This is a genomic window from Dickeya lacustris (assembly GCF_029635795.1).
GTDB classification, from domain to species: Bacteria; Pseudomonadota; Gammaproteobacteria; order Enterobacterales; family Enterobacteriaceae; genus Dickeya; species Dickeya lacustris.
Window position 1 is genome coordinate 1,914,238 of sequence record NZ_CP114280.1, and the last position, 25,028, is coordinate 1,939,265.

22 protein-coding genes and 1 pseudogene are annotated in these 25,028 nt (G+C 54.3%); 10 read left to right on the forward strand and 13 right to left on the reverse strand.

The annotated features are described in order from the left end of the window. Positions 1-328: 328 nt before the first annotated feature. Positions 329-1,159 (reverse strand): SDR family oxidoreductase, encoded by an 831-nt coding sequence (locus O1Q98_RS08650; protein ID WP_125258232.1) that lies wholly within the window; start codon positions 1,157-1,159, stop codon positions 329-331. A 654-nt stretch (positions 1,160-1,813) separates the two neighbouring features. Here O1Q98_RS08650 and O1Q98_RS08655 point away from each other — a divergent pair. From O1Q98_RS08655 to O1Q98_RS08665, 3 genes are all read left to right on the forward strand, one after another. After that, positions 1,814-2,689, forward strand: a complete 876-nt coding sequence (locus O1Q98_RS08655; RefSeq protein WP_125258231.1) for an aldo/keto reductase — start codon at positions 1,814-1,816, stop codon at positions 2,687-2,689. A gap of 115 nt (positions 2,690-2,804) precedes the next feature. Next, positions 2,805-3,455, forward strand: coding sequence for an SDR family NAD(P)-dependent oxidoreductase (locus tag O1Q98_RS08660; RefSeq protein ID WP_125258230.1), 651 nt, complete (start codon positions 2,805-2,807; stop codon positions 3,453-3,455). Positions 3,456-3,525: 70 nt separating this feature from the next. Then, positions 3,526-4,104: a TetR/AcrR family transcriptional regulator gene (locus tag O1Q98_RS08665; protein ID WP_125258229.1), complete on the forward strand. Its 579-nt coding sequence runs from the start codon at positions 3,526-3,528 to the stop codon at positions 4,102-4,104. 99 nt (positions 4,105-4,203) lie between these two features. Here the strand turns inward: O1Q98_RS08665 and O1Q98_RS19735 are convergent, their stop codons facing one another. Next, the gene (locus O1Q98_RS19735; RefSeq protein WP_341275985.1) at positions 4,204-4,323 is read right to left on the reverse strand and encodes a hypothetical protein; all 120 of its coding nucleotides are present in this window, start codon (positions 4,321-4,323) and stop codon (positions 4,204-4,206) included. A gap of 180 nt (positions 4,324-4,503) precedes the next feature. Beyond that, entirely contained in the window at positions 4,504-5,415 is a 912-nt protein-coding gene (locus tag O1Q98_RS08670; RefSeq protein WP_125258228.1) for a LysR family transcriptional regulator, read from the reverse strand. Positions 5,416-5,755: 340 nt separating this feature from the next. On the opposite strand from O1Q98_RS08670, the gene O1Q98_RS08675 reads away from it, so the two are divergent. Together O1Q98_RS08675 and O1Q98_RS08680 are read left to right on the forward strand one after the other, a co-directional pair. Next, positions 5,756-6,055: a superoxide dismutase gene (locus O1Q98_RS08675; protein WP_125258227.1), complete on the forward strand. Its 300-nt coding sequence runs from the start codon at positions 5,756-5,758 to the stop codon at positions 6,053-6,055. 236 nt (positions 6,056-6,291) lie between these two features. After that, positions 6,292-6,982 (forward strand): annotated as a pseudogene (locus tag O1Q98_RS08680) (type 1 glutamine amidotransferase domain-containing protein). A gap of 128 nt (positions 6,983-7,110) precedes the next feature. On the opposite strand, the gene O1Q98_RS08685 reads toward O1Q98_RS08680, so the two are convergent. After that, entirely contained in the window at positions 7,111-8,268 is a 1,158-nt protein-coding gene (locus tag O1Q98_RS08685) for an iron-containing alcohol dehydrogenase (RefSeq protein ID WP_125258225.1), read from the reverse strand. 193 nt (positions 8,269-8,461) lie between these two features. Here O1Q98_RS08685 and O1Q98_RS08690 point away from each other — a divergent pair, with 193 nt between their 5' ends. The 3 genes from O1Q98_RS08690 (at position 8,462) to O1Q98_RS08700 (ending at position 10,508) form a co-directional block, all read left to right on the forward strand. Beyond that, entirely contained in the window at positions 8,462-9,418 is a 957-nt protein-coding gene (locus O1Q98_RS08690; RefSeq protein WP_125258224.1) for a LysR family transcriptional regulator, read from the forward strand. A gap of 363 nt (positions 9,419-9,781) precedes the next feature. Beyond that, positions 9,782-10,033, forward strand: coding sequence for a YdgH/BhsA/McbA-like domain containing protein (locus O1Q98_RS08695; RefSeq protein WP_125258223.1), 252 nt, complete (start codon positions 9,782-9,784; stop codon positions 10,031-10,033). Between the two features lie 124 nt (positions 10,034-10,157). After that, the gene (locus tag O1Q98_RS08700) at positions 10,158-10,508 is read left to right on the forward strand and encodes a helix-turn-helix domain-containing protein (RefSeq protein WP_125258222.1); all 351 of its coding nucleotides are present in this window, start codon (positions 10,158-10,160) and stop codon (positions 10,506-10,508) included. Between the two features lie 82 nt (positions 10,509-10,590). Here O1Q98_RS08700 and O1Q98_RS08705 read toward each other — a convergent pair whose 3' ends face one another. After that, positions 10,591-11,454, reverse strand: coding sequence for an SDR family NAD(P)-dependent oxidoreductase (locus O1Q98_RS08705; protein ID WP_125258221.1), 864 nt, complete (start codon positions 11,452-11,454; stop codon positions 10,591-10,593). 114 nt (positions 11,455-11,568) lie between these two features. Between O1Q98_RS08705 and O1Q98_RS08710 the strand changes: the two genes are divergently transcribed. Next, complete coding sequence (locus O1Q98_RS08710; protein ID WP_125258220.1) at positions 11,569-12,618, forward strand: aldo/keto reductase; 1,050 nt, start codon at positions 11,569-11,571, stop codon at positions 12,616-12,618. A gap of 93 nt (positions 12,619-12,711) precedes the next feature. Further along, on the forward strand, positions 12,712-13,293 hold the full coding sequence (locus O1Q98_RS08715) for a TetR/AcrR family transcriptional regulator (RefSeq protein ID WP_125258219.1): 582 nt from the start codon (positions 12,712-12,714) through the stop codon (positions 13,291-13,293). Between the two features lie 61 nt (positions 13,294-13,354). On the opposite strand, the gene O1Q98_RS08720 is transcribed toward O1Q98_RS08715, so the two are convergent. The 8 genes from O1Q98_RS08720 to uhpA all read right to left on the reverse strand — a co-directional run bounded on the left by O1Q98_RS08720 (position 13,355) and on the right by uhpA (position 24,969). Next, on the reverse strand, positions 13,355-14,344 hold the full coding sequence (locus O1Q98_RS08720) for an FAD:protein FMN transferase (protein WP_125258218.1): 990 nt from the start codon (positions 14,342-14,344) through the stop codon (positions 13,355-13,357). Positions 14,345-14,452: 108 nt separating this feature from the next. Beyond that, positions 14,453-17,230 (reverse strand): flavocytochrome c, encoded by a 2,778-nt coding sequence (locus O1Q98_RS08725; RefSeq protein WP_125258217.1) that lies wholly within the window; start codon positions 17,228-17,230, stop codon positions 14,453-14,455. A gap of 680 nt (positions 17,231-17,910) precedes the next feature. Next, positions 17,911-18,957 carry an FAD:protein FMN transferase ApbE gene (apbE, locus tag O1Q98_RS08730; protein WP_125258216.1) on the reverse strand — a complete coding sequence of 349 codons (1,047 nt, stop codon included), beginning with the start codon at positions 18,955-18,957 and terminating at the stop codon, positions 17,911-17,913. Between the two features lie 161 nt (positions 18,958-19,118). Beyond that, positions 19,119-19,583 (reverse strand): ATP-independent periplasmic protein-refolding chaperone Spy, encoded by a 465-nt coding sequence (gene spy / locus O1Q98_RS08735; protein WP_125258215.1) that lies wholly within the window; start codon positions 19,581-19,583, stop codon positions 19,119-19,121. 290 nt (positions 19,584-19,873) lie between these two features. Continuing rightward, the gene (gene uhpT, locus O1Q98_RS08740; protein WP_125258214.1) at positions 19,874-21,265 is read right to left on the reverse strand and encodes a hexose-6-phosphate:phosphate antiporter; all 1,392 of its coding nucleotides are present in this window, start codon (positions 21,263-21,265) and stop codon (positions 19,874-19,876) included. A gap of 271 nt (positions 21,266-21,536) precedes the next feature. Beyond that, positions 21,537-22,868, reverse strand: coding sequence for an MFS transporter (gene uhpC / locus O1Q98_RS08745; RefSeq protein ID WP_125258213.1), 1,332 nt, complete (start codon positions 22,866-22,868; stop codon positions 21,537-21,539). Further along, a complete protein-coding gene (uhpB, locus tag O1Q98_RS08750) occupies positions 22,868-24,373 on the reverse strand; it encodes a signal transduction histidine-protein kinase/phosphatase UhpB (RefSeq protein WP_125258212.1) in 1,506 nt (501 codons plus the stop codon). Before uhpB ends, uhpC begins: the two co-directional genes overlap by 1 nt. A gap of 5 nt (positions 24,374-24,378) precedes the next feature. Then, the gene (gene uhpA / locus O1Q98_RS08755; protein ID WP_125258211.1) at positions 24,379-24,969 is read right to left on the reverse strand and encodes a response regulator transcription factor UhpA; all 591 of its coding nucleotides are present in this window, start codon (positions 24,967-24,969) and stop codon (positions 24,379-24,381) included. Positions 24,970-25,028 lie beyond the last annotated feature (59 nt).

A 25,028-nucleotide genomic window follows, 5' to 3' on the forward strand; every position in this document is an offset into this window, starting at 1 on the left:
CAGGAATATTCCACACTATTTATTAATACCGAAAATGCCCTGATATTAAATGATGAAATCATCATGAATGATATTTTTATGGCAGCGGTATTTGTCCCAATCGCCCCAACCTGTATCTTACGCACCCTATTTTCTATTTTTAGGATACGCTCTCGGCAGGTTTCCCACAGACGGTGTAAAAGCCAATTTAAACGTTAAACCATCACGTTATAGCGAAAATTGTACGCCATACGTGATGGTTTATAGAGATAGTTTATAGGGATAATTTATAGGTAATGATTTGACGTGAACATACGCGGATGTTCACCCTGTGAGGTAATCAAAGGGTTTATTGGGGGCGCAACTCACCATATTTAAACGATGCCGTCGCACCGCCATCAATAAGCAAATCGCTACCGGTTACATATGTGCCATTCGCTCCGAAAAGAAACTCGGCAAGCGCGCCAATTTCATCAGGTGTTCCCCCCCGGCCAGCGGGAGACTTATCCAGCATATTGCGATAGAAAGCGCCCCTTTCAACGCTATTCAGCTCATCATAAGCCAGCGGCGTAAAGACAATACCTGCGCTAATACAGTTAATTCTCGCGCCACGTTTGCCCCATTTAACCGCTTCAGACATAACGCGAAGAGCATTACAACGCTTGGAAATCTGGTAAGCGTATAAGCTGTCGTCAATATTTTTTACCAGAGGCAGTTCAAGCAGTGCTTCCGGGGGCAACGTTGCCAGTTCATCGGCCTGAGCCTGAGTAAGAGCATCAACCGCCAGGCGATGGCTGGATTGTGAACCAATCACCACGCAAGAGCCCCCCGGGGCGATAACCTTACCAAATTCCTCAAACAATACCGCGCTGCCGTATAAATCAACCCGGATAAGATCCTGTGCTTTTGCCTGAGAAGGCGACAGCCCTGCGGTGTGAATAATTCCTTTGATCTCACCCAGATCACAGGCTGTTTTAACGAGTTCCTGTATCGATTGACGTGAACTGACATCGACAGTCGTCGTACTCACCTCGAAGCCTGCACGAGAAAGGGTATTCTCTGCCTGCTGCGCATTTTCAATTTTAATATCCGCCAGGAGAATATGCTTCCCAACACTCACTCGTCGTGCAATCGCCTGGGCAATCGATCCACTACCTATAACTACAATGATATCTTTCATTCATCGCCCCTTATCTATTCTATGGATAATAACCGTGACTTTAGGCTTTCAGTATAAGTTCACCTCTGCCACTCACAGTGAAAAGCATAGCGGTTAGAAAAAGGCAGAGTAAGTTGATTGGCGGACTTACCCTTATGAGCCTTACTCATAAATAAATGCAGTGTCCATGTTCAAATTACACCATGATCTTCCTGCTAAAATAAGCCAGCACACTGCGTTATTCTGGTGAAATCATTACCGGATATTTAAATCTTTCGTGCCAGAAATTTTTCTGTACCGGGATTACAGCATTACATTGGTATTCATCAACATAAAATTTAGCAAGCGTTCTGCATCCATCACTTTCCATCCTGATAAACGACTTAAAAGATATGATATTCATCATATCGTTATGGTTAGAGGCGTACCTGCTCCGCTCCTGGCAAGACAAAAAACCATTTTGTCTATCATTGACAAATGTCACTAAGTGACAGATTATCGATGTGGCGATGTACTCATTGGCTGTCTCAGGCATGCTCTTCGTTTCATGAATCGGTACTTTTCCTGATTCTTAACATGAAGGTATCGATGCCTGTCTTGTGACCAAACTCACGAATTATGCCTGAACGCTATCCAACGTAATGTCAAAAACCACCTATGAGCAGGATGTTAAACATGCAAAAAATTGATGCGAGTGTTTCCGGTCAGTTCAAGATCGGCGGGGATATGGCCATAAACCGATTGGGTTATGGCGCAATGCGTATTACCGGGCCGGGTTTTTATGGTGAGCCAGAAGATCGTGATGAAGCGCTGCGTGTGCTTAAACGTGCGCCAGAACTGGGTATTAACTTTATTGATACCGCCGATTGTTATGGCCCGTTTGTCAGCGAAGAGTTGATTGCCGAAGCGCTTTATCCCTACAAATCAGATCTGATTGTTGCGACCAAAGGCGGCCTTGTCCGTCCGGGGCTGACGGAAGGGCAGTGGCCGATTATTGGCGATCCCGCCTATCTTGGTCAGGCCGTTCGCATGAGTATACGTCGCTTGAAGGTTGAACGTATCGACTTGTGGCAGTTGCATCGGGTTGACCCAAAAGTCCCGGAAGCAGAACAGTTTGGTTTTATTAAGGATATGATTGATCAGGGTTTTATTCGCCATGCCGGTTTAAGCCAGGTAACGGTCGCGCAAATTAAAGAAGCGCAGAAATACTTCCCGGTCGCAACAGTTCAAAATATGTACAACCTGGTCACTCGGGATGATGAGGATGTGCTGGATTATTGTGAAGAAAATAACATTGGTTTCATTCCGTGGTTTCCACTCGCTTCAGGTGAGCTTGCCAAACCGGGGGGCGTTGTCGATACGATAGCCAAAGCGAAAGGAGTGACGCCAAGCCAAATCGCACTGGCATGGATGCTTAAACGCAGCCCGGTCATGCTGCCCATTCCCGGTACAAGCAAAGTTGCCCATCTTGAAGAGAATGTCGCTGGCGCGAGTGTTGTGTTGAGCGATGAGGAGTTTGCATTGCTTGACGCAGCCTCACCACGCCCTTAATCACAGCGGCACCGCTGCCGATTCTTTTGTCACCGGATGATGCTGCTGACAGGCCAGCCTTCTAAGCTGGCCCTGTTACTCTCTGGCCTGATTTCTCTCTGGAGCGAAGATAATCATGAAAACATTCTTGAGTATTGGTACGGGGCCAGGCATTGGCCTTGCCACTGCCGAACGTTTTTCTACCGAAGGTTTTAATACCGTACTCAGCGCTCGTCATCCTGAACGGCTAGAACAGTACGTGCAAAAATGTCAAAAAGCGGGACGAGTCAGTACGGCGATGGGGGTGGATGCCGCCGATCCCGAACGTGTTCAACAATTGCTCACAACAGTGTTCCAACAGTACGGCGCTATCGACGTTCTGCACTACAACGCTGCATCATTGCGGCAAGCAACCATCACAGAGCAGCCCGCTGACACGTTTCTATCGGATATCTCGGTCAACATTGTGGGTGCAATGGTTGCCATTCAGACGGTTCTCCCCTTGATGCTGGCTCAAGGACAAGGAACGATACTGCTGACCGGCGGCAAATTTGGCGTGATGCCTGCGCCTGAATATATTTCTCTCAGCGTCGGTAAAGCCGGGATCAGATCACTTGCCATGGGATTATTTGACGATTTAAAAAAACAAGGAATACACATTGGTACGGTCACAGCATCAGCCTTAACCGGTGCTGATTCAGCCTGGAGCCATGGTGTTGCGCAAGCATTTTGGCAACTTTACTCTATGCCTTATGATGACTGGGTGGCTGAAATTGCATACCCTTAACGTCGTTTTTTGGATATGACGCCTTTAATCGCTCATGCAAAACGGCATAACCGCTTCCCAGGGAATACAGATGGGTTTAAGAGAAAGAAAGAAAGATCAAACGCGTCGTCAGATATTGGAAGCGGCACTGGTATTGATTGGTCGCCAGGGTTTCGAAGACACCACCATTAATCAAATTGCAGCCGCCGTCGATATTTCGCCAAGAACGGTTTTACGCTACTTTCCAACAAAAGAAGACGTGATCGTTAGCTGGGTTGAAGACGGTATGGCCATTTTCCTGTCTTGTCTTGATAACCGCCCCACGGGTGAACCGGCTCATTTGAGCCTTCTTGCATGTGCACGTGAACTGCTGAAATTGTATCAGGAACGCGCCGATTTTTATCTCACCATCGAGCGCGTGATTGCGTCATCATCAGGAATCAGCGCCCGTAAGCATGAGATGTCGGCAGCACTGAGTGAAAAAGTGTCTCAGATTCTCTCTGCCCGAGCGGCTTTTTCAGAAACCGCACCACTTGCCGCTGAACTCTATCCGACGGTTGTTTTTTCGATGCTGAGGGTGGTGATCCATGCCTGGGTCGCTATGGATGGGCAAAAGCAGTTACTTGAACTGTTCGATGAGACCGCTAAATTGATTCGCTTTCAGTCATGATTGAATCGCAAACTTGTTAACAGACGCCTGTCAGACTGTAGGGCGCAGTGATCCTCTACCCACGTAATGTGGACACAGCCCTAAGCGAGATTTTCGTTTTCAAATTGTTCTGGACGACCGCCAGCGCGCCATCTGTAGCGCATCGCAGGCCAGTTTCGCCGTCATTCGTGAGGACATCGACCAGCCAATAACGGCACGAGACCACAGGTCAATCACCACCGCCAGATACAACCCGCCTTCAAATGGCGTGTCGTTGAGCGTGCTTGCCCAGCAGGTAAGTTAATGACTGTTGCCAGACAGTCACAGGCGGCAGGCATGCCGATGCCTCCCGCGCCGGGGATGGTGTTTGCATGGATGCCCTCTTAAGATAAACGCTGAAGGTGAAGGAAATGCCGATGTTCATCCCCCGCTGCCCAAACTGTGAGGCAGTTCGGCGGCGAGCGCATCGATGGCCAGCCGACAGCGTAGTGGCAAATAATGTGCAGCAGGCCATATCGCATAGCAGGCCATCACCGCGCTTGGGCGATCGCGCCAGATCTCAACCAGTTCACCACGGGCTAATCGTTCTCGCACCAGCCAGTCGGGTAGCCAGGCGATGCCCATTCCCTCCACTGCGGCATCGGCAATCACTTCGAGATCGTTAAACCGCATCCGTGAATTGACGGGCACATCGACCAGTGTGCCTGACGCATCCGCCAGTCGCCACGGCAGCGCTGTCTCTTTGCGCCAGTATGCCAGCAGCGCATGTTTGGTTAACTCACTGATATCGAGTGGTGTTTCTCTGGCAGCAAGATAGGCTGGCGCGGCACACAGTACCTTACGTTGGCCCGTAAGCCTGCGGGCGCGTAGCGATGATTCATTGCCAAGCGTGCCGCTACGCAGCGCCAGATCGAACCCCTCGGCAATCAAATCGACATAGCGATCGTTAAAGTTCAGCTCAAGCTCCAGCCGGGGATGCAAACGCGCATAGCGGCGCAAAATCGGCGCGATGCAGTGGCGGCCAAACAGAACCGGCAAAGAGACACGCAGCGTCCCTGACACTTCTCTGCGCCCCGAATCGAGCTGCGCTTCAGCCGCCCGCAGCTCATCAATCGCCCGCAGGCAGCGCTCATAATATTGCTGCCCATCTTCAGTCAGGCTTTGTGTTCGGGTGGTACGTTGAAAAAGTTGCACGCCGAGCCGTTCTTCAAGGCGGGCAATCGCTTTTCCTACCGCAGAGCGGGTCAAAGAGAGCCGCTCACCGGCTTTAGCAAAACCACCGGCTTCAACCACTTCCACAAACAGTTGTATGCCATCGAATCTGTCTAACATCGCCTCTCCAATTGAAGAATAAAAGGAACCAGTGAGTGGAAATTTATCCGCTAATTATGAATTAAATTCTACATTATAGTGTTGTGGCGGATAAGCACAGCGATTGGTTAATACATCCCTTTTAGCGATGAACTCTCTAATCGATTGTATTTGAAAAATAAAAAAAAGATCGGCCATGCGACTGGCACCTGAGCCAACGCGCACGCGCCTAACACCAACAAGGACTCCCGATGTTAATTTCCATCATCGATGACAGAGGCGCGCGTTACCCGTCAGTTTTACCCCGCCTGAACCAGGCTCGCTAACTCCACCTGATGTCACAACAATGAGGAACCTGAAGATGAAACTGCTTTGTCTGGATATTCCCAAACCCGGTGCCACGCTGGAACAGTATGAACCACATATGCTCGATGAAGTGCGCCACGGCTGGTCGCTGTATAAAAGCGGTTTGGTGCGTGACATTTATTTCCGTCAGGACCGGCCCGGCGTCGCTATCGTCGCGGAATGCGACTCGGTCGATGCCGCCAGAGTCGCCTTAGCGGAATTCCCTCTCGCGAAGGCGGGCCTGATTGACTGGGACATTATTCCGTTAGGCCCGTTCACCAACTGGGAAGCCTTGTTTGCCAGGGCTCATGCCTGAGTACCGCCCGCTCACGCTCTGGCAAGACAGATAGGCCACGACATAACGCACGCCGCTTACCGGCCGGTCGCTCATGAACAGCGGTGATGAGCGCCGCCTCGTTCGCCACCCTGTGCTCATTGCGGGCCCACCCCCTAACCAAACGAGTGAGGCCGCTTATACGGGCGACGGGAAACACCGCGCCCGATGCGCTTCGCTATCGATATCGCCTTACTCAAGGCACAAGGAATGCAAACATGACCGAGACGATTAAACCAATTCTTTGCGTTGTAACCAGCCACCCTATTCGGGGCGACAGCGGTGAACCGACCGGTTTCGCGCTGGTTGAACTCACCCATCCGCTAGCGGTATTTGAAAAAGCGGGTATCCCGGTAGAAATCGCCTCTCTGCGCGGAGGCCACCCGCCGATCGATTTTTTTGATTTGACCGATCCGGTCAATGATCGCTTCTGGAAAAATAGCGCCTTTCGCACAGCACTGGCTGACTCTCACATACTGGGTGAGCTGAACCCGGCTGATTACTCAGCGGTTTTCTTCGCCGGTGGCCACGGCACCATGTGGGATTTTGCCGACAGTGCGGCGGTACAGCGCACCATCAGGGAAATCTGGGAGGCAGGCGGCATCGTCTCTGCCGTTTGCCACGGCCCGGCCGCGCTGGTGAACGCCACCTTGTCTGACGGCAGCTACCTTGTCGCAGGCAAACGTCTGGCGGCGTTTACCGATGAAGAAGAAGCCGCCGTCGGATACAGCACGGTCGTGCCCTATCTGTTAGCCAGCACGCTAAAACAGCGCGGCGCGTTGCACCAACCGGGCAGCGGATTGGGCGGAGAACGTGGTCAGCGATGGACGCCTTATCACCGGCCAGAACCCGGCATCGGCCCATGGCGTTGGCGTTGCGCTGGTGGCGCAGTTGCAGGCGAACCGCTAATACGCTTCCCGGCAGGCGGCCAACCGCCTGTCGGGATTATCAAGCCCCTCTTGTGACGCTGTCTTTAGCGGCGCATCAGCGCGCGTGCCGTGGCGCTCATGACCATCCCGACAGCGCGGCCAGATTCGTCAAAGGCTGGCGGTAAAGACTTGCCTGCTGATATCAAGCGTAATCTCCTGGCGCTCCCCCAGTTGCTGCATACCGTGTTTATCGAGCTGCTGAACCAGTTCGTCAATGGCATTTTCACCGATGCCATAATCCGCAAGATGCGTTTTGACGCCAAGTTGTTCAAAGAACGCGCGCGTATTGGCAATCGCCGCCTCAATACGCGCCTCATCCGCGCCGCTGTTCAGGCCCCAAACACGCTCGGCATACTGCAACAGCTTCTCACGCTTGCTCTGACGACGCACCTGCAACATGGCCGGCAGAATAATCGCCAGCGTTCTGGCGTGATCAATACCGTAAAGCGCCGTCAATTCATGGCCTATCAGGTGCGTTGACCAATCTTGCGGCACACCGCAACCAATCAAGCCGTTCAGCGCCATTGACGCCGCCCACATCAGGTTCGCGCGGGAATCATAGTCAGCCGGTTCACTGACCACTTTCGGGCCAATCGCTATCAGGGTTTTGAGCAGGCCTTCAGCAAAATAGTCTTGTACATCCGCCTGTACCGGATATGTCAGATATTGTTCGAGGATATGCGTAAACGCATCCACCACACCGTTCGCTAATTGTCTTGCCGGTAGCGAATAGGTTTTCTCCGGGTCGAGAATCGAGAACGCGGGAAAAACATGGGCAGAGGCAAAAAACGCTTTCGTCTTGGTGAGCGCGCGGGTGATGACCGCATTGTTATTCATTTCTGAACCGGTGGCAGGCAGCGTCAGTACCGTGCCGAACGGCAATGCGCCAGAGACGCTGGCACCGACGGTTGCCAGAATCTGCCAGGGCTCCCCGACATAGCCTGCCGCCGCTGCAACGAATTTGGTGCCATCGATAACCGAGCCGCCGCCAACGGCCAGCAAGTAGCTGATTTTTTTCTGGCGGACAATATCGACGGCACGCATCAGGGTTTCATAGGTCGGGTTCGGTTCAACGCCGCCGAACTCATGCGCGATACGCGCACCGAGCGCCTCCCTGACTTGCGCCAGCGTGCCGTTACGCTCGGCGCTTTGCCCACCATAAAGCACCATCACAGTGGCATTAGCAGGCACCAGCGTGGCCAGCTCGGGCACCCTGCCTGCGCCAAAGATAATGCGCGTAGGGTTATAAAACTCGAAATTATGCATAACGGTGATTTCCTGCGGATCAATAATCAATCATGTCGCGTCGCCCGGCTAAACGGGCGGCGTATTACGCGGCATTATTGCCGCCGGTATTTAAAACAGTAATATGATGTACAGTTGAATCATTAATAACTTGATGTTGATGATTGGCGGTATTCCCTTTAGCACCCTGAGCGTAAATAACGGTGGAACAGCGATGGAACTGACACAGCGCGTGCGAGCAATCCTCTCTTTTGTGCAGGCGGCCGACGCCGGAAGCTTTGCCGCAGCGGGGCGGGCAATGGGCATCAGTGCCGCTGCCATCAGCAAAAATATCTCGGGTCTGGAAGAGACGCTGGGCGTCAGGTTGATGAACCGAACCACCCGCACCCTCAGTCTGACGGACGAGGGGCTGGCGTTCCTGCGCCAGGCGCGCATCGCGCTCGAAGCGCTGGACGCCGCCTCCGACGTGCTGGCCCAGCAGCGCGTTGAAATCAGCGGCCATGTGCGCATTTCTACCAGCGCCTCCTTCGGCAAAGAGTACATTCTGCCTGCCCTGCCGGGGCTGCAAACACGCTACCCATCCCTGAGCGTCGAGATTGATTTCGATGACCGCGTGGTCGATTTTGTGCGCGATGGTTACGACCTGGCGCTACGGGGCGGCCAAATCGCAGACTCCGCCCTGATAGCCCGTCCGATCTGCCGCCTGAATATGGTGCTGGTTGCCTCACCGGACTATTTGCAACAAGCCGGTATTCCTCAAACGCCTCAGGCGCTTTTGCAACATCGCCTGATAGTGCGGCGTTTTCTAGGCGGGAAGATCTCTCCCTGGAGTTTTCACCGCGACGACGGCAGCATCATCACGCTTGATATCAGCACGCCAGCATTAACGCTGTCTGCACCGGAAGCGCTGACGCAGGCGGCCTGTCAGGGGCTCGGTATCACTCAGGTCGGCGTACATCACGCCTGGCCACACCTGTTATCCGGGAATCTCAAGGTCTTGCTGCTGGGAACGCACCAGCCCGGCAACTACGAAATGGTGCTTCAGTATCCGCATCGGGCGTTGATAGCGCCTCGCGTCAGGGCTACGGTGGAGTACCTGCTTGGCACCTTTGCCAAAGAGAAATCCCTGCATGTTTCACTCAATGAACTCGCGGCATTTAGCTGTACATAGTCTTTAACTGTACATCGTCTTTAACTGTACATAGCCTTTAACCGGACATAACTGCTGAATTAACAACTTTAGGTTAATTATTTTTCAACCATACGTGCCATTAAGTTTACGATGGAAATCGTTAGAATACGTCTCACTGGATTGACGCCCCCTATCCGTAACAGGATATCCGTAACAGGACATGCCGCATCATGTGTTGCCTCAGGCAATCATGATGTTATCCACCGTCAGGCGTAGCAACTGTAGCAGCACATTGCACCGTGAAGCCCGCAGCAGAAAAGTGGCGCACCGGTATTGGTCTGCCGCAATACACACGCCCTATTCCAGATTTATCGCTATCATTCTATTGTTAATGAGGTCGTCATGAATATTCGTCAATTTACTTTTTCTGCCTTAATGCTTGCTACTTTATCCCAAAGCGCAATGGCGGCTGATAATGCCAGCCCTGCACAACACGCAGAGAAAATGGGTTCGGTTTCCGCTACCGCATCATCGCTGGATAGCCTGGAAAATAAACTTGCGCGTTTAACCAAAGCGTCTGGTGCTACAAGCTATAAAATTATTTTCGCCAACGGGAATAATGATATTCGCGGTGTCGCACTGACGTACAAATAAGTTATCTAACGGAAGAAATACCTGAAACCCGCGTAGAGTACCTTTATGGAAATAAAACATCTTTCACTGTCTGTGAGGAGATGTCGTCGGCTAATGGATATGTTTTTATTCAGGAGTGCTTCTCATGAAAAAAGAAATCATTGATGATTTAATTACATGGATAAATTCTGATTTAACACGCCCACTGCGCGTAAAGGATGTTGCACGTAAAGCGGGGTACTCACAATGGCACTTCCAGCGCATGTTTTATCACATCACCCGGCAAAGTCTGGGGAATTATATTCGTGAGCGCCGCCTGGCTCAGGCCGCTCACGATCTCGCCTGCACGAATGAAAGGATCATTGATATCGCCATGAAATATGGTTATGACTCACAGCAGTCCTTTTCACGGGTGTTTGTCAAAACCTATCAAATAACGCCGTTTAGTTATCGTAAACAAGGTAAAGCCGCGCGGCTATCTTGTACCAATCACTAATAGGCATTGCCAGCAGGTAATGCCTGTTAACTTTCTGGCTGAATATTATTTGCAGGGAATAAACCGCACCGCTGCACCTTATTTATTGTTTTAATATTAGGCTGTCTTCGGTCTGCGTAAATAAAACCGGCGCACGGCGCACACAATTTGCTATTGGCGAATGCATCAGTCGATATCGAATTGCCGGGTGTGCCTGTGCGAATATCGGCAGCATAGCTTGCCGGGCATATTGATAGGCCGTCCATTGCCGGAATTCCTGGAGCGGTGGGATCGTGACCGGTTCGCGGTTATCAAAACCTATCAAGGCCGCCTCCACGAACGCCCCAATGTCCCTCGCCACAGAGGAACTCTCGATATTGGCATCGGCGTGCTGCCCAATCTCCGTGGGCGTCGCCGCAGGAAGAACGGCTTGAACGTAGACCCCACTGGGAGCCAGTTCCAGACTGAGTCCCTGAGAGAGAAACAGTACGAATGCTTTGGTGGCACCGTAAACCGTCGCCCCGAATTCCGGCGCTAAACCTATCACGGAGCCAATATTGATAATGGCACCCTCGCCTGCCGCCGCAAACCTTGGAGAAACGGCGCGGGCGAGCCTGACCAGCGCTATCGTATTGAGGGCGACAAGTCGTTCAATATCGTCAGGCTGTTGTTCAAGAAAATGCCCACCAATGCTCATCCCGGCGTTATTCACCAGCACCCCAATGCGGCGGTCTTCACGCAGCCGCGCCTCGACCACGGCAAGTTCATCGGGCTGCGTGAGATCCACCGGTATAACATCGACAGCAACGCCGCTCTTCTGGCGCAGATGGGTTGCCAGGGCATCCATCCGTAGACGATCGCAGCCAACCAACACCAGATCATGACCACGGCTGGCAAAACGCTCGGCATAGGCTGCACCAATGTCAGATGAAGCATCGGTGATAAGAACCGAAGGCGTCGTTTTCATGCAATTGCTCTCTTGTTAGGGTGATATAGATGATACTCATCATGTTTACAAATAGATGATGAATGACCTATATTATAAATGTCAACCGACATTTATAATATGAGGGTTCGCCACATGCACTACACCACGTTTGGTCGTAACACCGGTTTACGCGTATCCGAGCTGGCGCTCGGCACAGGCAACTTTGGTACCCGCTGGGGCTACGGTTCAGAAAAAGAAGAGGCGAAACAGGTATTTGATCGCTATACCGATGCTGGCGGCAACTTTATCGATACGGCTGATGCCTATCAGTTCGGCCAGTCGGAAGAGTTTATCGGCGAGTTCATCGCCGCTGAACGCGATCGCTTTGTCGTCGCAACGAAGTACACCCTAAGCGCGATGCCGGACGCAGGCATCTCTCGAACCGGCAACAGCCGTAAGAACATGATTTCGTCGGTGGAAAGCAGCCTTAAGCGACTGAAAACCGACCGTATTGATATCCTGTGGGCGCATTTTGACGACCAGCTAACCCCGCTGGAAGAGATAGTCCGCACCTTTGACGACCTCGTCCGCGCAGGGAAAATCCAGTATGCCGGGTTATCTAATTTTCCGGCCTGGCGTATCGCCCGCGCCGATACGATAGCAGAGCTGCGGGGCTGGTCGCGCATTGCCGGTATTCAGGTGGAATACAGCCTGGCGCAGCGCACCGCCGAACGAGAACTGCTGCCGATGGCCGAAGCACTGGGGCTGGCGGCAACGCTTTGGTCTCCGCTGGGCGGTGGGCTGTTGACAGGAAAATACCGCAACAGTAATGAAGGCCGTCTGCAAGGATTTGGCGGCAGGCTGGTACACATCGAACGGGATACTACGCTGCTCGATGAAGTCATCGCGGTGTCACAAGAGCACCAGCGGCAGCCGCTACACATTGCCATTGCCTGGCTGCGACAGAAAGCGGCGCATTCCAGCACCAGCCTGATCCCCATTCTGGGCTCGCGTACCCTGAATCAGTTGGATGATACTCTGGCGGCTCTGGAGGTGACGCTCACTGATGAACAGATGGCGCGCCTTGATAGCGCCAGCGCCATCTCGCTCGGCACGCCGCACGATCAAATCGCCGGTAGTCTGCCCCGCGCTCAGGGTGGTGACAGCGCGCGCATCGCCGCGCCACGCACGCCCCGCGCCTGATCCGTTTAATCATTATTGATGAAAGGCATCATCTATTGAGTCCGATATTTTCATCCACTAAGATGATGCCTGTCCGCTAATGAGGAGAAAACTATGGCCCGTGTATCAAAACAGCAGATGGAGCGAAACCGCGAAGAAATCATCCATGTCTCTTCACAGCTGTTTCGGGAACGCGGCCTGAACGGCGTCAGTGTGAATGACTTGATGGCGGCAGCGGGATTAACCCACGGCGGCTTCTATGGACACTTTGCGTCCAAGGATGAACTGGTGGCAATTGCCAGCCGCAAGACGTTCGAAGACGTCAACACACAATGGCAGGCAATCAGCCAACAGCCGGGGAAAAACACGCTGTCTACGCTACTAGACGTCTACTTGTCTGCCCGACACCGTGATGACGTCAAAGATGGATGCGCCATCACCGCCTTAGCCGGTGACGTGGCCCGGGAAAGTGCAGAAAAACCGATACGTGAAGTGTATCTCAACGGTGTGAAGGACATGCTGAATAGGCTGGAGTCCCTTTCCGACAAACACGATGATGAACAGCGCCAGCAGCAGGTCCTGACGCAAACCGCGCTGTTAGTCGGCGCACTGATGTTATCGCGCGCGACGGCCGGAGATCCGCTGTCGGACGCCTTTATCATCGCCGCCAAAACAGCACTACTGAACGAAGCGTAGTACATCGGGGCATAGTACATCGGGGCGTAGTACATCGGAGCATAATAGTACATCGGGGCCGTTAAATTAACGCGAGCGCATCGCTCGCATCCAGCACCGTGAAGGAATACTGGCGCTGCGAAGAGAGAATAATGCGTTGGTCGTGGGTGACGAAAATCGCCTCTATTTCCGGGTGCTGCGACAGGTAAGCCAGCCCTTTTTCCACACCCATGCCATACAGCAGCGTGGTGTAGATATCCCCCTCGATTGAGGCATCGGAAATAATGGTGACGCTGAGTAGTTCGTTATCCAGCGGGTAGCCGGTTCGCGGGTCAAAAATGTGGTGATAGCGCCGCCCGTCGCACTCGAAATAGCGCTCATAAATGCCGGACGTCACCACCGATTTATCCACAACCTGTATCACCCCGAGCAGTTCACCGTTCGCACCAAACGGTTTTTGCAGCCCAATCGACCAACCGGCCTGCATTGTATGGCGAGGGCGGCCAAGGGTTTGCACGTTGCCGCCCAGATTAAGCAGGGCATGGTAGCAGTGCTGCTGGTATAAAAACTGTTTGATGACATCCGCCACGTACCCCTTCGCTATCGCCCCTAAATCCAGCTCCATCCCCGTAAGCGCCAGAAAAACCGACGAGGCCTGCTCATTGAGCACTATCTGTCGCGGGTCGGTCAGCGCCAGCGCCGCGCTTAACGTCTCGGCTGCGGGCACCCGCTGCCCCTGAAAGCCGACTTTCCAGCACTTCACCACCGGCCCGATGGCGACATTAAAGGCGCTGTCGGCAAGCAGGCTGACGTCACGGGCGCGTTTTATCAGGTTAAACAGCCGTTGGCTCACCACCACCGGGTGCTGGCCCGCCGCCCGGTTAATCGCCATCACCTCGGACTGTTCACGGTTCACCGTCAGCGCGTCCTCGAGCTGCGCGATGCGTGCAAAAACGCGCTGCGCCAATGCCGGGTCTGCTTGCGGTAACGTTAAGTGAATCGGCGACCCCATCAGCACCGTGGCATAGGTACAGGCACCGGCGTGGTGGCAAGACAGGTTATCCGATGACATGGCAAGACCTCCTGATGGATGCGAAAACGGCGGCCTGCCTGTCGCGCGCAAACAGCCTTGCAGAGACGGCCCCTGACGCCGTTACGGTGCCAGGGGCCGAAGTCCGGCTTACAGACGGGCGTAAGAGGCGGCGTTACGGCCCGCCTGAATCCCGAATACGATGATATCCGCCACCGCATTGCCGCCAATACGGTTGCCGCCGTGGATACCGCCGACCACCTCACCGGCGGCAAACGCGCCACGGATCACCCGTTTTTTGCTGTCCAGCACGGCGGTATCGCTGTTAATCACCACACCGCCCATGGTGTGATGCACGCCCGGCGCAATACGAATGGCGTAAAACGGCCCCTGATTAAGCGGGTGGCGCAATGCCGTCTTACGGCCAAAGTCACCGTCATGCTGCCCGGCAACAAAGCCGTTATAGCGCGCAAGCGTTGCCGATAACGTCTGTGCGTCCATTGCCAGTTTCTCAGCCAGTTCAGCGCAAGAGGCCGCTCTCACCACAAAGCCACGGGCCAGGTATTCGTCGGCCGCTTTATTCTTCAGCCTGACCTGCTCATCAAACACAATGTAGGCGTATTTTTCCGGCAGGCCGATAATGGCAGCCGACACCTTGTCGCGGGTTTCCATTTCGTTGAAAAAGCGCAGCCCTTGCTGATTCACCAAAATCGCCCCGCCGCCGCGAATCGACTCGGAGATAAGATAAGAGGTGCCTTGCTCCACCGTTGGGTGAATCTGAATTTCGCCCAAATCCACCGTATCCGCGCCGACTTTCCTGAGAATATGAATACCGCTGCCGGTCGCGCCCTGATGATTGGTGGTGACAAAACCGGCCAAGTCCGGGCGGTACTTCACCACCATATCGCGGTTAGCGCTAAAGCCACCGGTGGCAATCACCACGCCTTTGGCGGCAATCGTCAACTCATCATTATCTTCATTACGCACCCGCACGGCACAAATCGCGCCGTCGCGGTGTTCAATATCGATAAGCGACGTATCCAGCATCACATCGATATTGCGCTGATTGATGTTTTTCACCAGCCCGCTTATCAAAAAGCCGCCGACCGCCGAGCCATCTGCCGGACGGTGGGTTCTGTCCACGCTCATGCCGCCGGTGATGGTGATATCGTTCAGTTCGATGCCGCGCTCCGCCAGCCACTCAATCGCCATCGGCGCACCATCGACGAATCGTTTCAGCAATTCGGGATTATTTTTATGCTTACCGCCTTTCAGCGTCTCCTCGTAGAAGTGCGTGGGGTTATCGTCAATGCCTTTCATCTTCTGAAAACGCGTGCCCGCCGCATTCATCCCGACCGATGCCTTAATGGTGTTGCCGCCAATCGTTGACATTTTCTCGACGATCAGCACACTCGCGCCATCATCGCTGGCCTGAATCGCCGCCGCCAGGCCTGCGCCACCGCTGCCGACCACCACCACATCATAACGGTGCATTTTTGAAGGGTTGCCGCCTTCGGCGAGGATGGCCGCCTTGGTCGATTTCGCCATGGCGCGGGACACCGCTTTTTTCACCGCTTCACTCTGGGTGGTCGCGCCGGACACGGCATCCACATGCGGGCTGTTGGCCTCAAGAATGCGCTGACGGATCACCGCAAAATGCTGGCGAAACGCCGGATCTTGCGCCGTGTCTTGTTGCAGTACGACATCGGCAATGCGATCGGTTTCCAGGCTGACGCTTATCACCATCTCATGGCTTTCATTCGCCACCGACTCCTCAAACACGCCTGCTTTGAACTTCTTCGCAGACAGGCTCATGTCGCGGATTAACGCTTCTACCAGCGAAAAACGCCACAGCGGTTCAGGAATGGTCAGGGCTTCGCGTTGGGTGCTATCCATCACCAGCTCAAGCGTGTTGCCAGCGGCGATACGGGCTGCCCAATCCGGGTAGGCGATGCAGGCTTTACCCACCGCCACCAGCGAGTAGCCGTGCTCCAGCGCCACTTCAGCATCAATTTTATTCACCACGCCACCCACGCCGACAACCGGCACCTGAGCCAGCGTATCTGAGCGCATGGCGCAATATTTTTTGATTAATGGCGTCGGGTCAGTGGTATCAACGATGGACGAGCGCAGCGTATGCCCCATTGAGAAGTGCAGGTAATCCAGGCCGCGCGCCGCCAGTTTTTCCAGCAAATAGAGCGTATCGTCAAAACGAATGCCCGGCACTTCCAGCTCTTCGGGGGAAAAACGGTAGCCGATAATAAAATCTTTCCCGGCATACTGGCGCGCCATCTGATGCGTGATATCCAGCACAGCCAGCGGAAAGCGGGCACGATTATCGCGGCTGCCGCCCCATTTATCGTCACGCTGATTAGAGTGTTCAGAATAGAATTGCTGGATAAGGTAAGTATTGGCACCGTGAATTTCCACCCCGTCAAACCCGGCGGCAATCGCCCGGCGCACCGCAGCGCCAAAGCGGGCGATGGTGGCCTCAACTTCGTCGCCACTGAGCGCACGCGGCACCACCGCGCCCTCGCGCGGTGCGGCAATGGCGCTTGGCGCAACCGGCGTGCGCCCGCCAATCAGCTTCGGCTCCACCATCCGGCCACCGTGATAGATTTGCACAATCGCTTTGGCCCCCTGAGCTTTAATCGCCGAGGCAATCTTGGCCAGGCCATCGATTTTGTTGTCGTTATCGATGCCAATCGCCCCAGGAAAAGCTAGGCCGCCATCATCAATAAAACAGCACTCCACGATAACCGCACCCAGTTCACCCGCGCGCACCTGATAGTATTCCACCAACTCTTTGGTGACAGATCCATCATAAAAGCCGGTGCAGGTGGTCATCGGGGCCATCAGCAGGCGGTTTTTCAGCTCAACGCCGTTGGGCAAGATAAACGGGCTGAAGACCTGGTCATGATTCGTCATAAATAGACTCCGTAAATTAACAATGTTTTATAGGCTTGAAATGGGGTATCGGTTTATTGTTTTTGATTTTGCTTAGTGGGCCGATGTCATAACGTTAATATGAGTGTCTTTTTAGTTTATAAATAATCAAATTAGTTAATTAACTAATTATTCAGCACAATGTCACTATGTTGTTTAAATCGTGATTCAGTAAAAAATAACTTAGTCACATTCACTCAAAAGGGCGTAACGTTTTATTTACCTGAGATAATGGCGGGTATATACAGTGGCGCGATAAAATCGGCCTTGTTATGCGAAGGTGCCGGTAAAAAGCCTTAAAAAACGAGACACTACAGAAAAACTATCGTATTCATCATGACATGAATGACGAAAAAGCACGCAAGGCATATTCCGGTTAGACAGAAAATGAAGAAGGAAAATCAGCAAATAAAAAAGCAGCGTTAAAATAAAAAATAAAACACCGGTTTATATTTTATTTTAACGCACGATAATAAAAGAATCTGACAGATAAAAAGACCATAAGGGCGGCAGCCAATATTCTTTACCGCATGCGATTATTCGGCGCATGTTTTCCGATGCGCCTTCACCGTGAAGGTGAAGGCAAAACATCAGCAGAGAATACCCATCACACCATATTGCCCGTTCTGTTCTCTCTAAGCGTGCAGTGCAACGATAGCTTATCAAGGCGACGGCAATAAGAACGTTTTAAACTGCGGCGTCATCATCGTTTCAAAGCCTTTATCGGTCTTGGTAATCAGGTAAACCGCCAGCCCCTGCTGTTTGGCCAGTTCCAGCGCTTTTTCCGGGCCCAGCACCATCAGGCCGGTGTCCCAGCCATCCGCTTCCAGCGCGGTGCGGGCAATCACCGTGGCTGAAACTAACTGGTGGGTAATCGGCCGCCCGGTGGCCGGGTCGATGACGTGGGAGTAGCGCTTGCCGTCCTGCTCAAAGTAGTTGCGATAGCTGCCGGAGGTGCTGATGCCGTAACCCTGTAAATCAACGGCGGCTTGTATCGCGTTCTCTTTATCGGTCGGTTTCTGGATGGCCACCCGCCAGGGTTGCCCCTGCCCGTTTACGCCACGGCTGGAAATCGCGCCACCGACGGAGACCAGATAATGGCTGATGCCGTTGCGGGTCATCAATTGCGCCAGCACATCCGCGCCATAGCCTTCGCCAAGCGTAGACAAATCCACATACAGATCCGGCAAGTCTTTCTGAAGCCATTCCCCCTGGTGCGTGCTGATAAGCCGCAGGTGCTCCAGCCCGACTTTACGCCGCGCCTCATCAATTTGCGCCTGCGTGGGGATAGTCACAGGCTGCTTTTGCGGGCCAAAGCCCCACAGGTTAACCAACGGCCCGACGGTAATATCCATCGCGCCGCCCGTCGCACGGCCAATACGTTGCGCCGCCAGAATGATATCCGCCATGCCGCTGGGGATAGGCTGTGGCTCGCTGCCGCTGTAGCGATTAAAACGCGATAACACCGACTCACTGCGGTAGGTGGAGATATCGTTATTCGCCTGTTCCAGCACGGCATCGATATCATGCTGCAATTGCGCGCTTTGCACCGGCAACTCGCCGCTGATTTTCACGCTATAAAACGTACCCATCGTTTTACCTTCAAACACCGTCAATGGGCGTGATACTTCGGTAGTTGCCGGTTTACAGGCACTTAACAGGCCGATAAAAGCAAACAGCCATACCGATTTAAGGGCGCTCGTCGCCATGAGAAAAACTCCTGAATCACAATGACGCGCTATTGATAGAGCAAGCGGCAGCGATTGGAAAGTAACAAATGGCGAAAAGTTGTTTAAACGCAGAACAAAACCGGAAGGGAGAGCAAACGGGCGCGAATCAACGCGCCCGCACAGGGCGGTCAGCGTCGGGTTTATTGCGCCGCTGGCGGGGTTTTCTCTTTCAGGCGTTTAGCAAAATTCTCGTTAAACTGCTTTTTCTGCTCCGGCGTCAGCACATTGTACATTTTGTTCTGAATCTCCAGGTGTTTGAGCATTTGAGCTTTATTGGCCTGCGCCATTTGGTTAACCACGCTGTCTGCCTTGGCTTTATCAAAGCTATCAGCGGCAATCAGGCTGTGCCATTCGCTACGCTGCTCGGCTGAAGGGCGGGTCATCTCTTTTTTGGCATTCTCCATAATGTCGCGCATCTTCTGGCGCTGTTCATCGCTCAGATTCAGCCCTTTAAACATCATGTCACGTTCCATGCCTCGTTCACCGTCATGATGTTTCATCATGCGCCCGCCGTGGTCAGGCGGCGTATTATCCTGCGCATAAACAACGCCCGCACTTCCCAACGCCAGAACAGAGGCCACTACCATCGCAGTTAATTTAGACATAAGACATTCCTTCACATTACGGTTTTTCGTTATCAACGCACGGTTGTGCGTCAACCTTTGTGATGAGTATAGGCCGCTAAATTTCAGTGAACCGAGGGCTTGGGTAAAGCTATGCAAGGGCAATATTCACAATTCGGCCAATTGTGGAGAAGGTGACAATATTGCGTAAGCGCGGCGCGATACGGGAATAAAAAAGGCCGTTGTCCTGCGTGGTTCGCCAGACAAGCGGCCAGAGCAATAGCGGGCGTAGCGCCGGGCGGCGTCAGCCTCACCCGGCGATAGCGGTTTCATTATGCTTGTTGTGCCTGCAACAGGCGTTTTTCACGCCGGATTTTGCGCTCTTCCATGATGGCAACCATCGCCATCAGAATGATACAACCTATCGCGGCGGTATCGAGCGCGGCAAAGGTGCCCGCCCAGCCGGTCAGCCCAAAGATGGGCTTGCCATCAGCAATCATGCCAAGGCCGAGTTTGGCAAAGCTGTCGCCAATCAGGTAGGCGAAGGTGCCTTTGATGCCGTCAGCGGCGCTGATGGCTTTCTTCGGCACGAACCCGACCGCCGCCACACCAATCAACAACTGCGGGCCAAACACCAAAAAGCCGAGTGCAAACAACGACGCCAGGTAAACATATTGGTTGCTGGCATGCTGATACACCCCGAGCGTGGCGATAATCAGCGCCAGTGCGACACAGGCCACCAGCCCACGACGGCCATTGGCCAAATCAGACAACCAGCCCCACAGCAACGTGCCCACCAATGCGCCGATCTCAAACAGCGTAAAACCCTGAATCGCGACTTCTTTGGGCAATTTCAGCACCTGATAGGCATACACGGTAGACCACTGATCGATGCCAATACGCACCACGTACAGGAAAATATTGGAGAAACACAGCAGCCAAATCACTTTGTTTTTCAGAACGTATTCAACGAAGATCTGCCATTTACTCATGCTGGCGTCTTCGGCTTCCTGATCTTCTTCAGAAATGGCTTCGTCAAACAGCTCTTCCGCCTTACCCAGCCCGTACGACTCCGGCGAATCGCTGCCAAAACGCAGGCCGATAAACCCGACGACCAACGCAATAAGGGAAGGGAAAACGAACATGCCGATAACATGGCCGTTAAACAGATAGTTAGCGCCAAACAACGCTACGCCCGCTGCCCCGGCACCGCCCAGATTATGGGAAATGTTCCACAGCCCCAGATAGGTGCCTCGCTTACGACGCGGCGTCCATTTGGTGATGGTGGAGTAGCTACACGACCCGCCGGTGCTCTGGAAAAAGCCGCTCAAGGCATAGCACGCAATCATCAGAAACAGGCTGACGGAACCCGCCCCCATGCTGGCGCTAAAACCCAGCATACAGATAGCGGAGAGGATCAGCATAAACGGCAGAAATTGTTTGGTATTTTTCCCGTCAGCGTAATAGGACACCAGCGTCTTCCCCACCCCATAGGTGATAGAAAAGCCAAGGCCAATCATGCCAAGCTGGGTCATGCTCAGGCCATAGGTACTGATCATGTCATTTTGAGCGATGTTGAAATTCTTGCGGATCAAATACATCGTCAGGTAGCCAATGAACACCACCAGATAGGACTGCATGAAAGGCCTGAACCACATTTTGCGCCGCACATCGAGCGGCAAATCCAGCGTCGGCTGACGCACCTGGTTTAGAAAGTTGAGCATGGTATTTCCCCTTACAAGACGGGCGCTGTTATTGCTATGGCGAGTGATGACTATGGCAGGTGATAACTATGGCGAGCCGTTGTCATAGCCAGTAGTTGTCATAGCAAGTTGTTGTCATAGCCAGTAGTTGTCATAGCTAATTGTTGTCATAACGAACAGTTGTCATGAGGAATTGTAAGAAGCCACGCGCCAGCGAGCCTGAGGGAACATCCTGCTCCCTCTAGGAAATTTTCTCGGTTTTAGCGCTATTAACAATAAACAGTGAGGCGAATCACGCCAGCGGAGGGGAAGGACGCGGCGAGGACGCGCGCAAAAATGGCAGCAGCAACAGCGCAGAAACACCGGCGGCCACCGCGATAACGGCAAAAAAGCCCGTCCAGTGCCAGACTTCCATAATGCGCGCCAGCGGCCAGCCAGACAGCGATGCGCCCAGATACGCAAACAGCCCGACAAACCCGGTCGCGGCACCGGCGGCGTCTTTGTGCGAACACTCTGCCGCCGCCATGCCAATCAGCATTTGCGGGCCAAACACGAAAAATCCGGTAGTGAAAAAGCAGGCGGCCTGCATCACATAGCTGGCAAACGGCATCAGCCACAGCGACCCGACGGAGAGCAAAATGCCCGCAGCAAAAATCAGGTTCATCGGCCCGCGATTGCCATTAAACAGCTTGTCAGAGCCCCAGCCCGCGACCAGTGCGCCGATAAACCCGCCCAGCTCGAACATGGTCACGGCTGAGTTTGCCGTCACCAGATCCACGCCAAGCGTTTCCGACATATACAGATTGCCCCAGTCGTTGATGGCCGCGCGCACCACGTACACCAGCACGTAGCAGCAAGCCAGCAACCAAATATAGGGGTTGGTAAACACATATTTGCGCAGGATCTCGCGCCGGGATAACCCCAGCCCTTCTTGCTGCTGGGTGATTTCCAGCGCATCACGCCGCCACTCGCCCACGCTCGGCAGCCCCAGCGTTTGTGGCCGGTCACGCAAGCGCCAGCACAAAAACAGCCCGGCGATAATGGCAAGCCCACCGGCCATCATCATGCCCGTGCGCCAGCCGTAGTGCAGTGTCGCAGCGCCAATCATCATCGGGATAAGCGCCCCGCCGACGTTATGCGCCGTATTCCACACGGCCCACCAGCCGCCGCGCTCCGTGCGTGAGTACCAGCTGGTCAGCAGCCGGGCGCACACCGGCGCGCCCCAGCCCTGAAAAAAGGCATTCACCATCCACAAGATGGCAAACGACCACAGCGAAGAGGAAAAGCCGAACAGAATATTGACCACACCGGTCGCCAGCAAACCGATCCCCATAAAATAGCGGGCATTCGAGCGATCGCTGACGATCCCTGACACAAACTTTGATGCGCCATAGGTGACGTAGAACAGCGTTGCCAGCAAACCGATATCGGTACGCACCATCAACCCGCTGGCGAGAATTTCCGGCACGGCGGCATTAAAACTCTTACGCGTGAAGTAGAACAACGCATAGCCGAGATAGAGCGTAATCAGAATATGGCGTCGCCAGTAGCGATAGGTGGACTCGATCGCCGCCGGATCGCGCAGCGCGGGCGCACTGGCTGGAATGTTCAAAAAACTGCGCATCAGGATACCTCAGCATCAGGCAGTGGCAGCGTGACCGTCAGGCGGGTGCCGTGCGTACACGAAAGCTGCAACGTGCCGCCCAGCGCGGTAACGCGCTCGCGCATGCCAAGCAAGCCAAATCCGTGTGCGCCGGAGCCCGGCGGTAGCCCGCAACCATCATCTTCAATCACCAGCGTCAGCCACTGCCCGTCCTGCTGCACCTGTAGCGTCACCGCACTGGCATTGGCGTGTTTGACAATGTTGTTTAACCCTTCCTGACAGACGCGAAACAGCGTCACCCTCACCCCTTCACTGAGTGAGGTTTCATCAATTTGCCAACGCAGGTGGCTGACGATGCCATAGGCTTCCAGCTCCATTTCACGCAGCAATGAGCGCACCGCCTGCTCCAGCGTCAGGTCATCAAGCTGGCGCGGGCGTAAACGCCCCATCAGGCGGCGCACCGAGTCATAGACACTGAGCGAGAGTTTTTCTATCAGCGCGCCGCTTTGCCGGGCGCTGGGGTGTACCGGTGTCAGGCGCAGCAAAATACCGGCCTGGGTGCGAATTGCCGTGATCGTTTGACCGATATCGTCATGCAGCTCGCGCGCCACATCCCGGCGCACGCTCTCCTCGGTTTCCAGCAGCCGCTCCGCCAACCGGCGGTTACGCAGCAGTTGGTTTTGCAGCGACAGGTTTAGCTCGCGCAGGCGCTGAATGCCCGCGCCCAGCAAGAGCCCGGTGAGACTCTGGGCCAGCAGCGAAAGCAGTAAATCCACCGGGTGTTCATGCCAGGTCTGGCTGGCTATCAGGGCGATGGCATTCATCAGCGTGGCGATGAGCGCCCCTTGCCAGCCGTAGTGCCAGGCCAGCGCGATAATGGGCAACGCCAGACAAAACGGCGTAAAGCGCGACAGTTCAGCCGGTAAACCCAGTTGCAACCACAGGCTGATGACAAACAGCAGCAAATACCACAGCAGATGACGCCCGCGCCAGTTCACCGGCTGGGAAACCAGCGCCGGGCCGAGCGGCAACCAGGTGGCACTGGACAGGTAGTGCCAGATAAGCAGGCAGGCCGGTGACAGCGTTAACCCGCCGGTCAGCGTCAGCAGCAGGACGGTAAACGTCTCCTCACCCCGGCCAAGCCACGGCAGCGACTGCAACAGCGCCGCCGTCACCAGCGCGCCGCCTTGCCACAGCAGCGTGTGCCAGTCATCCCGGCGCGGCAGGCGCGATACCAGCAACACCGGCAGCAGGGTTAACAGGCTACCGAGCAGTAGCAGCGACGGGTGCGCCAGTTTCACCTCCGTCACCAGCCAGGCGATAAGCCCCCACTCGCTGGCCAGCAATACCGGCCAGAAACGGCGCGGCGCTTGCAGCATCAGCCCGAGGCGCAAACCAAACGGAAATAGCAATATCGCCAGATCCGGGCGCACCACCAGATGCAGGCTAATGCTCCACAAACAAAACCAGGCGGCGGAAAAGGTAAAACCACAGGCCAGTGCGGCGATAAGTCCGGTGACAAACACGTTCGTCACCACCCATCAAACATACGACGCGCCAGCTCGACATCATTGCTGACACCCAGCTTTTCCATCAGGTTCGCCCGGTGAACGTGCACGGTTTTTGGCGACAGCCCAAGTTCGGCGGCGATGGTTTTCACCGCCATGCCTTGCGCCAGTTTTTCCGCCACCTGCCGCTCGCGCCGGGTCAGCGGGTCTTGGCGGCCAGAGGCCAGCTTTAGCGCGATGTCCGGCGTCAGATAGCAGCCCCCACCGGCCACGGTTCGCACCGCCGCCACCAGCTCATCGGGGCTGCACCGTTTTGAGAGAAAACCGCGCGCGCCGGTATTGAGTGCCTGCTCAATCAGCGCCGGGCTGTCGTGTACGGAGAGCATGATCACCGCCATGCCTTTGGGCAGTTGGCCGAGCAGTTCAAGGCCCGACATATCCGGCATAGAAATATCGCAAATACACACCTGCACGGCGCGCCCGGGCAGACCGGCCAGCGCCTCACGCGCACAGCCGAATTCGCCCACCACCTGCATGTCCGGTTCAAGCCCGAGCAATTGGGCAAAGCCAGAGCGCACAATGAGATGATCGTCAATCAGGGCGAGGGTAATCATGATGTAACCAAGACAGGCAAAGAGGGGCTTACCTTAGCGTTAAGCCCGCATGTGTTCAA

Coding starts and splice junctions, on each gene's coding strand:
- O1Q98_RS08650 (WP_125258232.1), bottom strand. CDS start 1,159: ATGAAAGATATCATTGTAGTTATAGGTAGTGGATCGATTGCCCAGGCG.
- O1Q98_RS08655 (WP_125258231.1), top strand. CDS start 1,814: ATGCAAAAAATTGATGCGAGTGTTTCCGGTCAGTTCAAGATCGGCGGG.
- O1Q98_RS08660 (WP_125258230.1), top strand. CDS start 2,805: ATGAAAACATTCTTGAGTATTGGTACGGGGCCAGGCATTGGCCTTGCC.
- O1Q98_RS08665 (WP_125258229.1), top strand. CDS start 3,526: ATGGGTTTAAGAGAAAGAAAGAAAGATCAAACGCGTCGTCAGATATTG.
- O1Q98_RS08670 (WP_125258228.1), bottom strand. CDS start 5,415: ATGTTAGACAGATTCGATGGCATACAACTGTTTGTGGAAGTGGTTGAA.
- O1Q98_RS08675 (WP_125258227.1), top strand. CDS start 5,756: ATGAAACTGCTTTGTCTGGATATTCCCAAACCCGGTGCCACGCTGGAA.
- O1Q98_RS08685 (WP_125258225.1), bottom strand. CDS start 8,268: ATGCATAATTTCGAGTTTTATAACCCTACGCGCATTATCTTTGGCGCA.
- O1Q98_RS08690 (WP_125258224.1), top strand. CDS start 8,462: ATGGAACTGACACAGCGCGTGCGAGCAATCCTCTCTTTTGTGCAGGCG.
- O1Q98_RS08695 (WP_125258223.1), top strand. CDS start 9,782: ATGAATATTCGTCAATTTACTTTTTCTGCCTTAATGCTTGCTACTTTA.
- O1Q98_RS08700 (WP_125258222.1), top strand. CDS start 10,158: ATGAAAAAAGAAATCATTGATGATTTAATTACATGGATAAATTCTGAT.
- O1Q98_RS08705 (WP_125258221.1), bottom strand. CDS start 11,454: ATGAAAACGACGCCTTCGGTTCTTATCACCGATGCTTCATCTGACATT.
- O1Q98_RS08710 (WP_125258220.1), top strand. CDS start 11,569: ATGCACTACACCACGTTTGGTCGTAACACCGGTTTACGCGTATCCGAG.
- O1Q98_RS08715 (WP_125258219.1), top strand. CDS start 12,712: ATGGCCCGTGTATCAAAACAGCAGATGGAGCGAAACCGCGAAGAAATC.
- O1Q98_RS08720 (WP_125258218.1), bottom strand. CDS start 14,344: ATGTCATCGGATAACCTGTCTTGCCACCACGCCGGTGCCTGTACCTAT.
- O1Q98_RS08725 (WP_125258217.1), bottom strand. CDS start 17,230: ATGACGAATCATGACCAGGTCTTCAGCCCGTTTATCTTGCCCAACGGC.
- apbE (WP_125258216.1), bottom strand. CDS start 18,957: ATGGCGACGAGCGCCCTTAAATCGGTATGGCTGTTTGCTTTTATCGGC.
- spy (WP_125258215.1), bottom strand. CDS start 19,583: ATGTCTAAATTAACTGCGATGGTAGTGGCCTCTGTTCTGGCGTTGGGA.
- uhpT (WP_125258214.1), bottom strand. CDS start 21,265: ATGCTCAACTTTCTAAACCAGGTGCGTCAGCCGACGCTGGATTTGCCG.
- uhpC (WP_125258213.1), bottom strand. CDS start 22,868: ATGCGCAGTTTTTTGAACATTCCAGCCAGTGCGCCCGCGCTGCGCGAT.
- uhpA (WP_125258211.1), bottom strand. CDS start 24,969: ATGATTACCCTCGCCCTGATTGACGATCATCTCATTGTGCGCTCTGGC.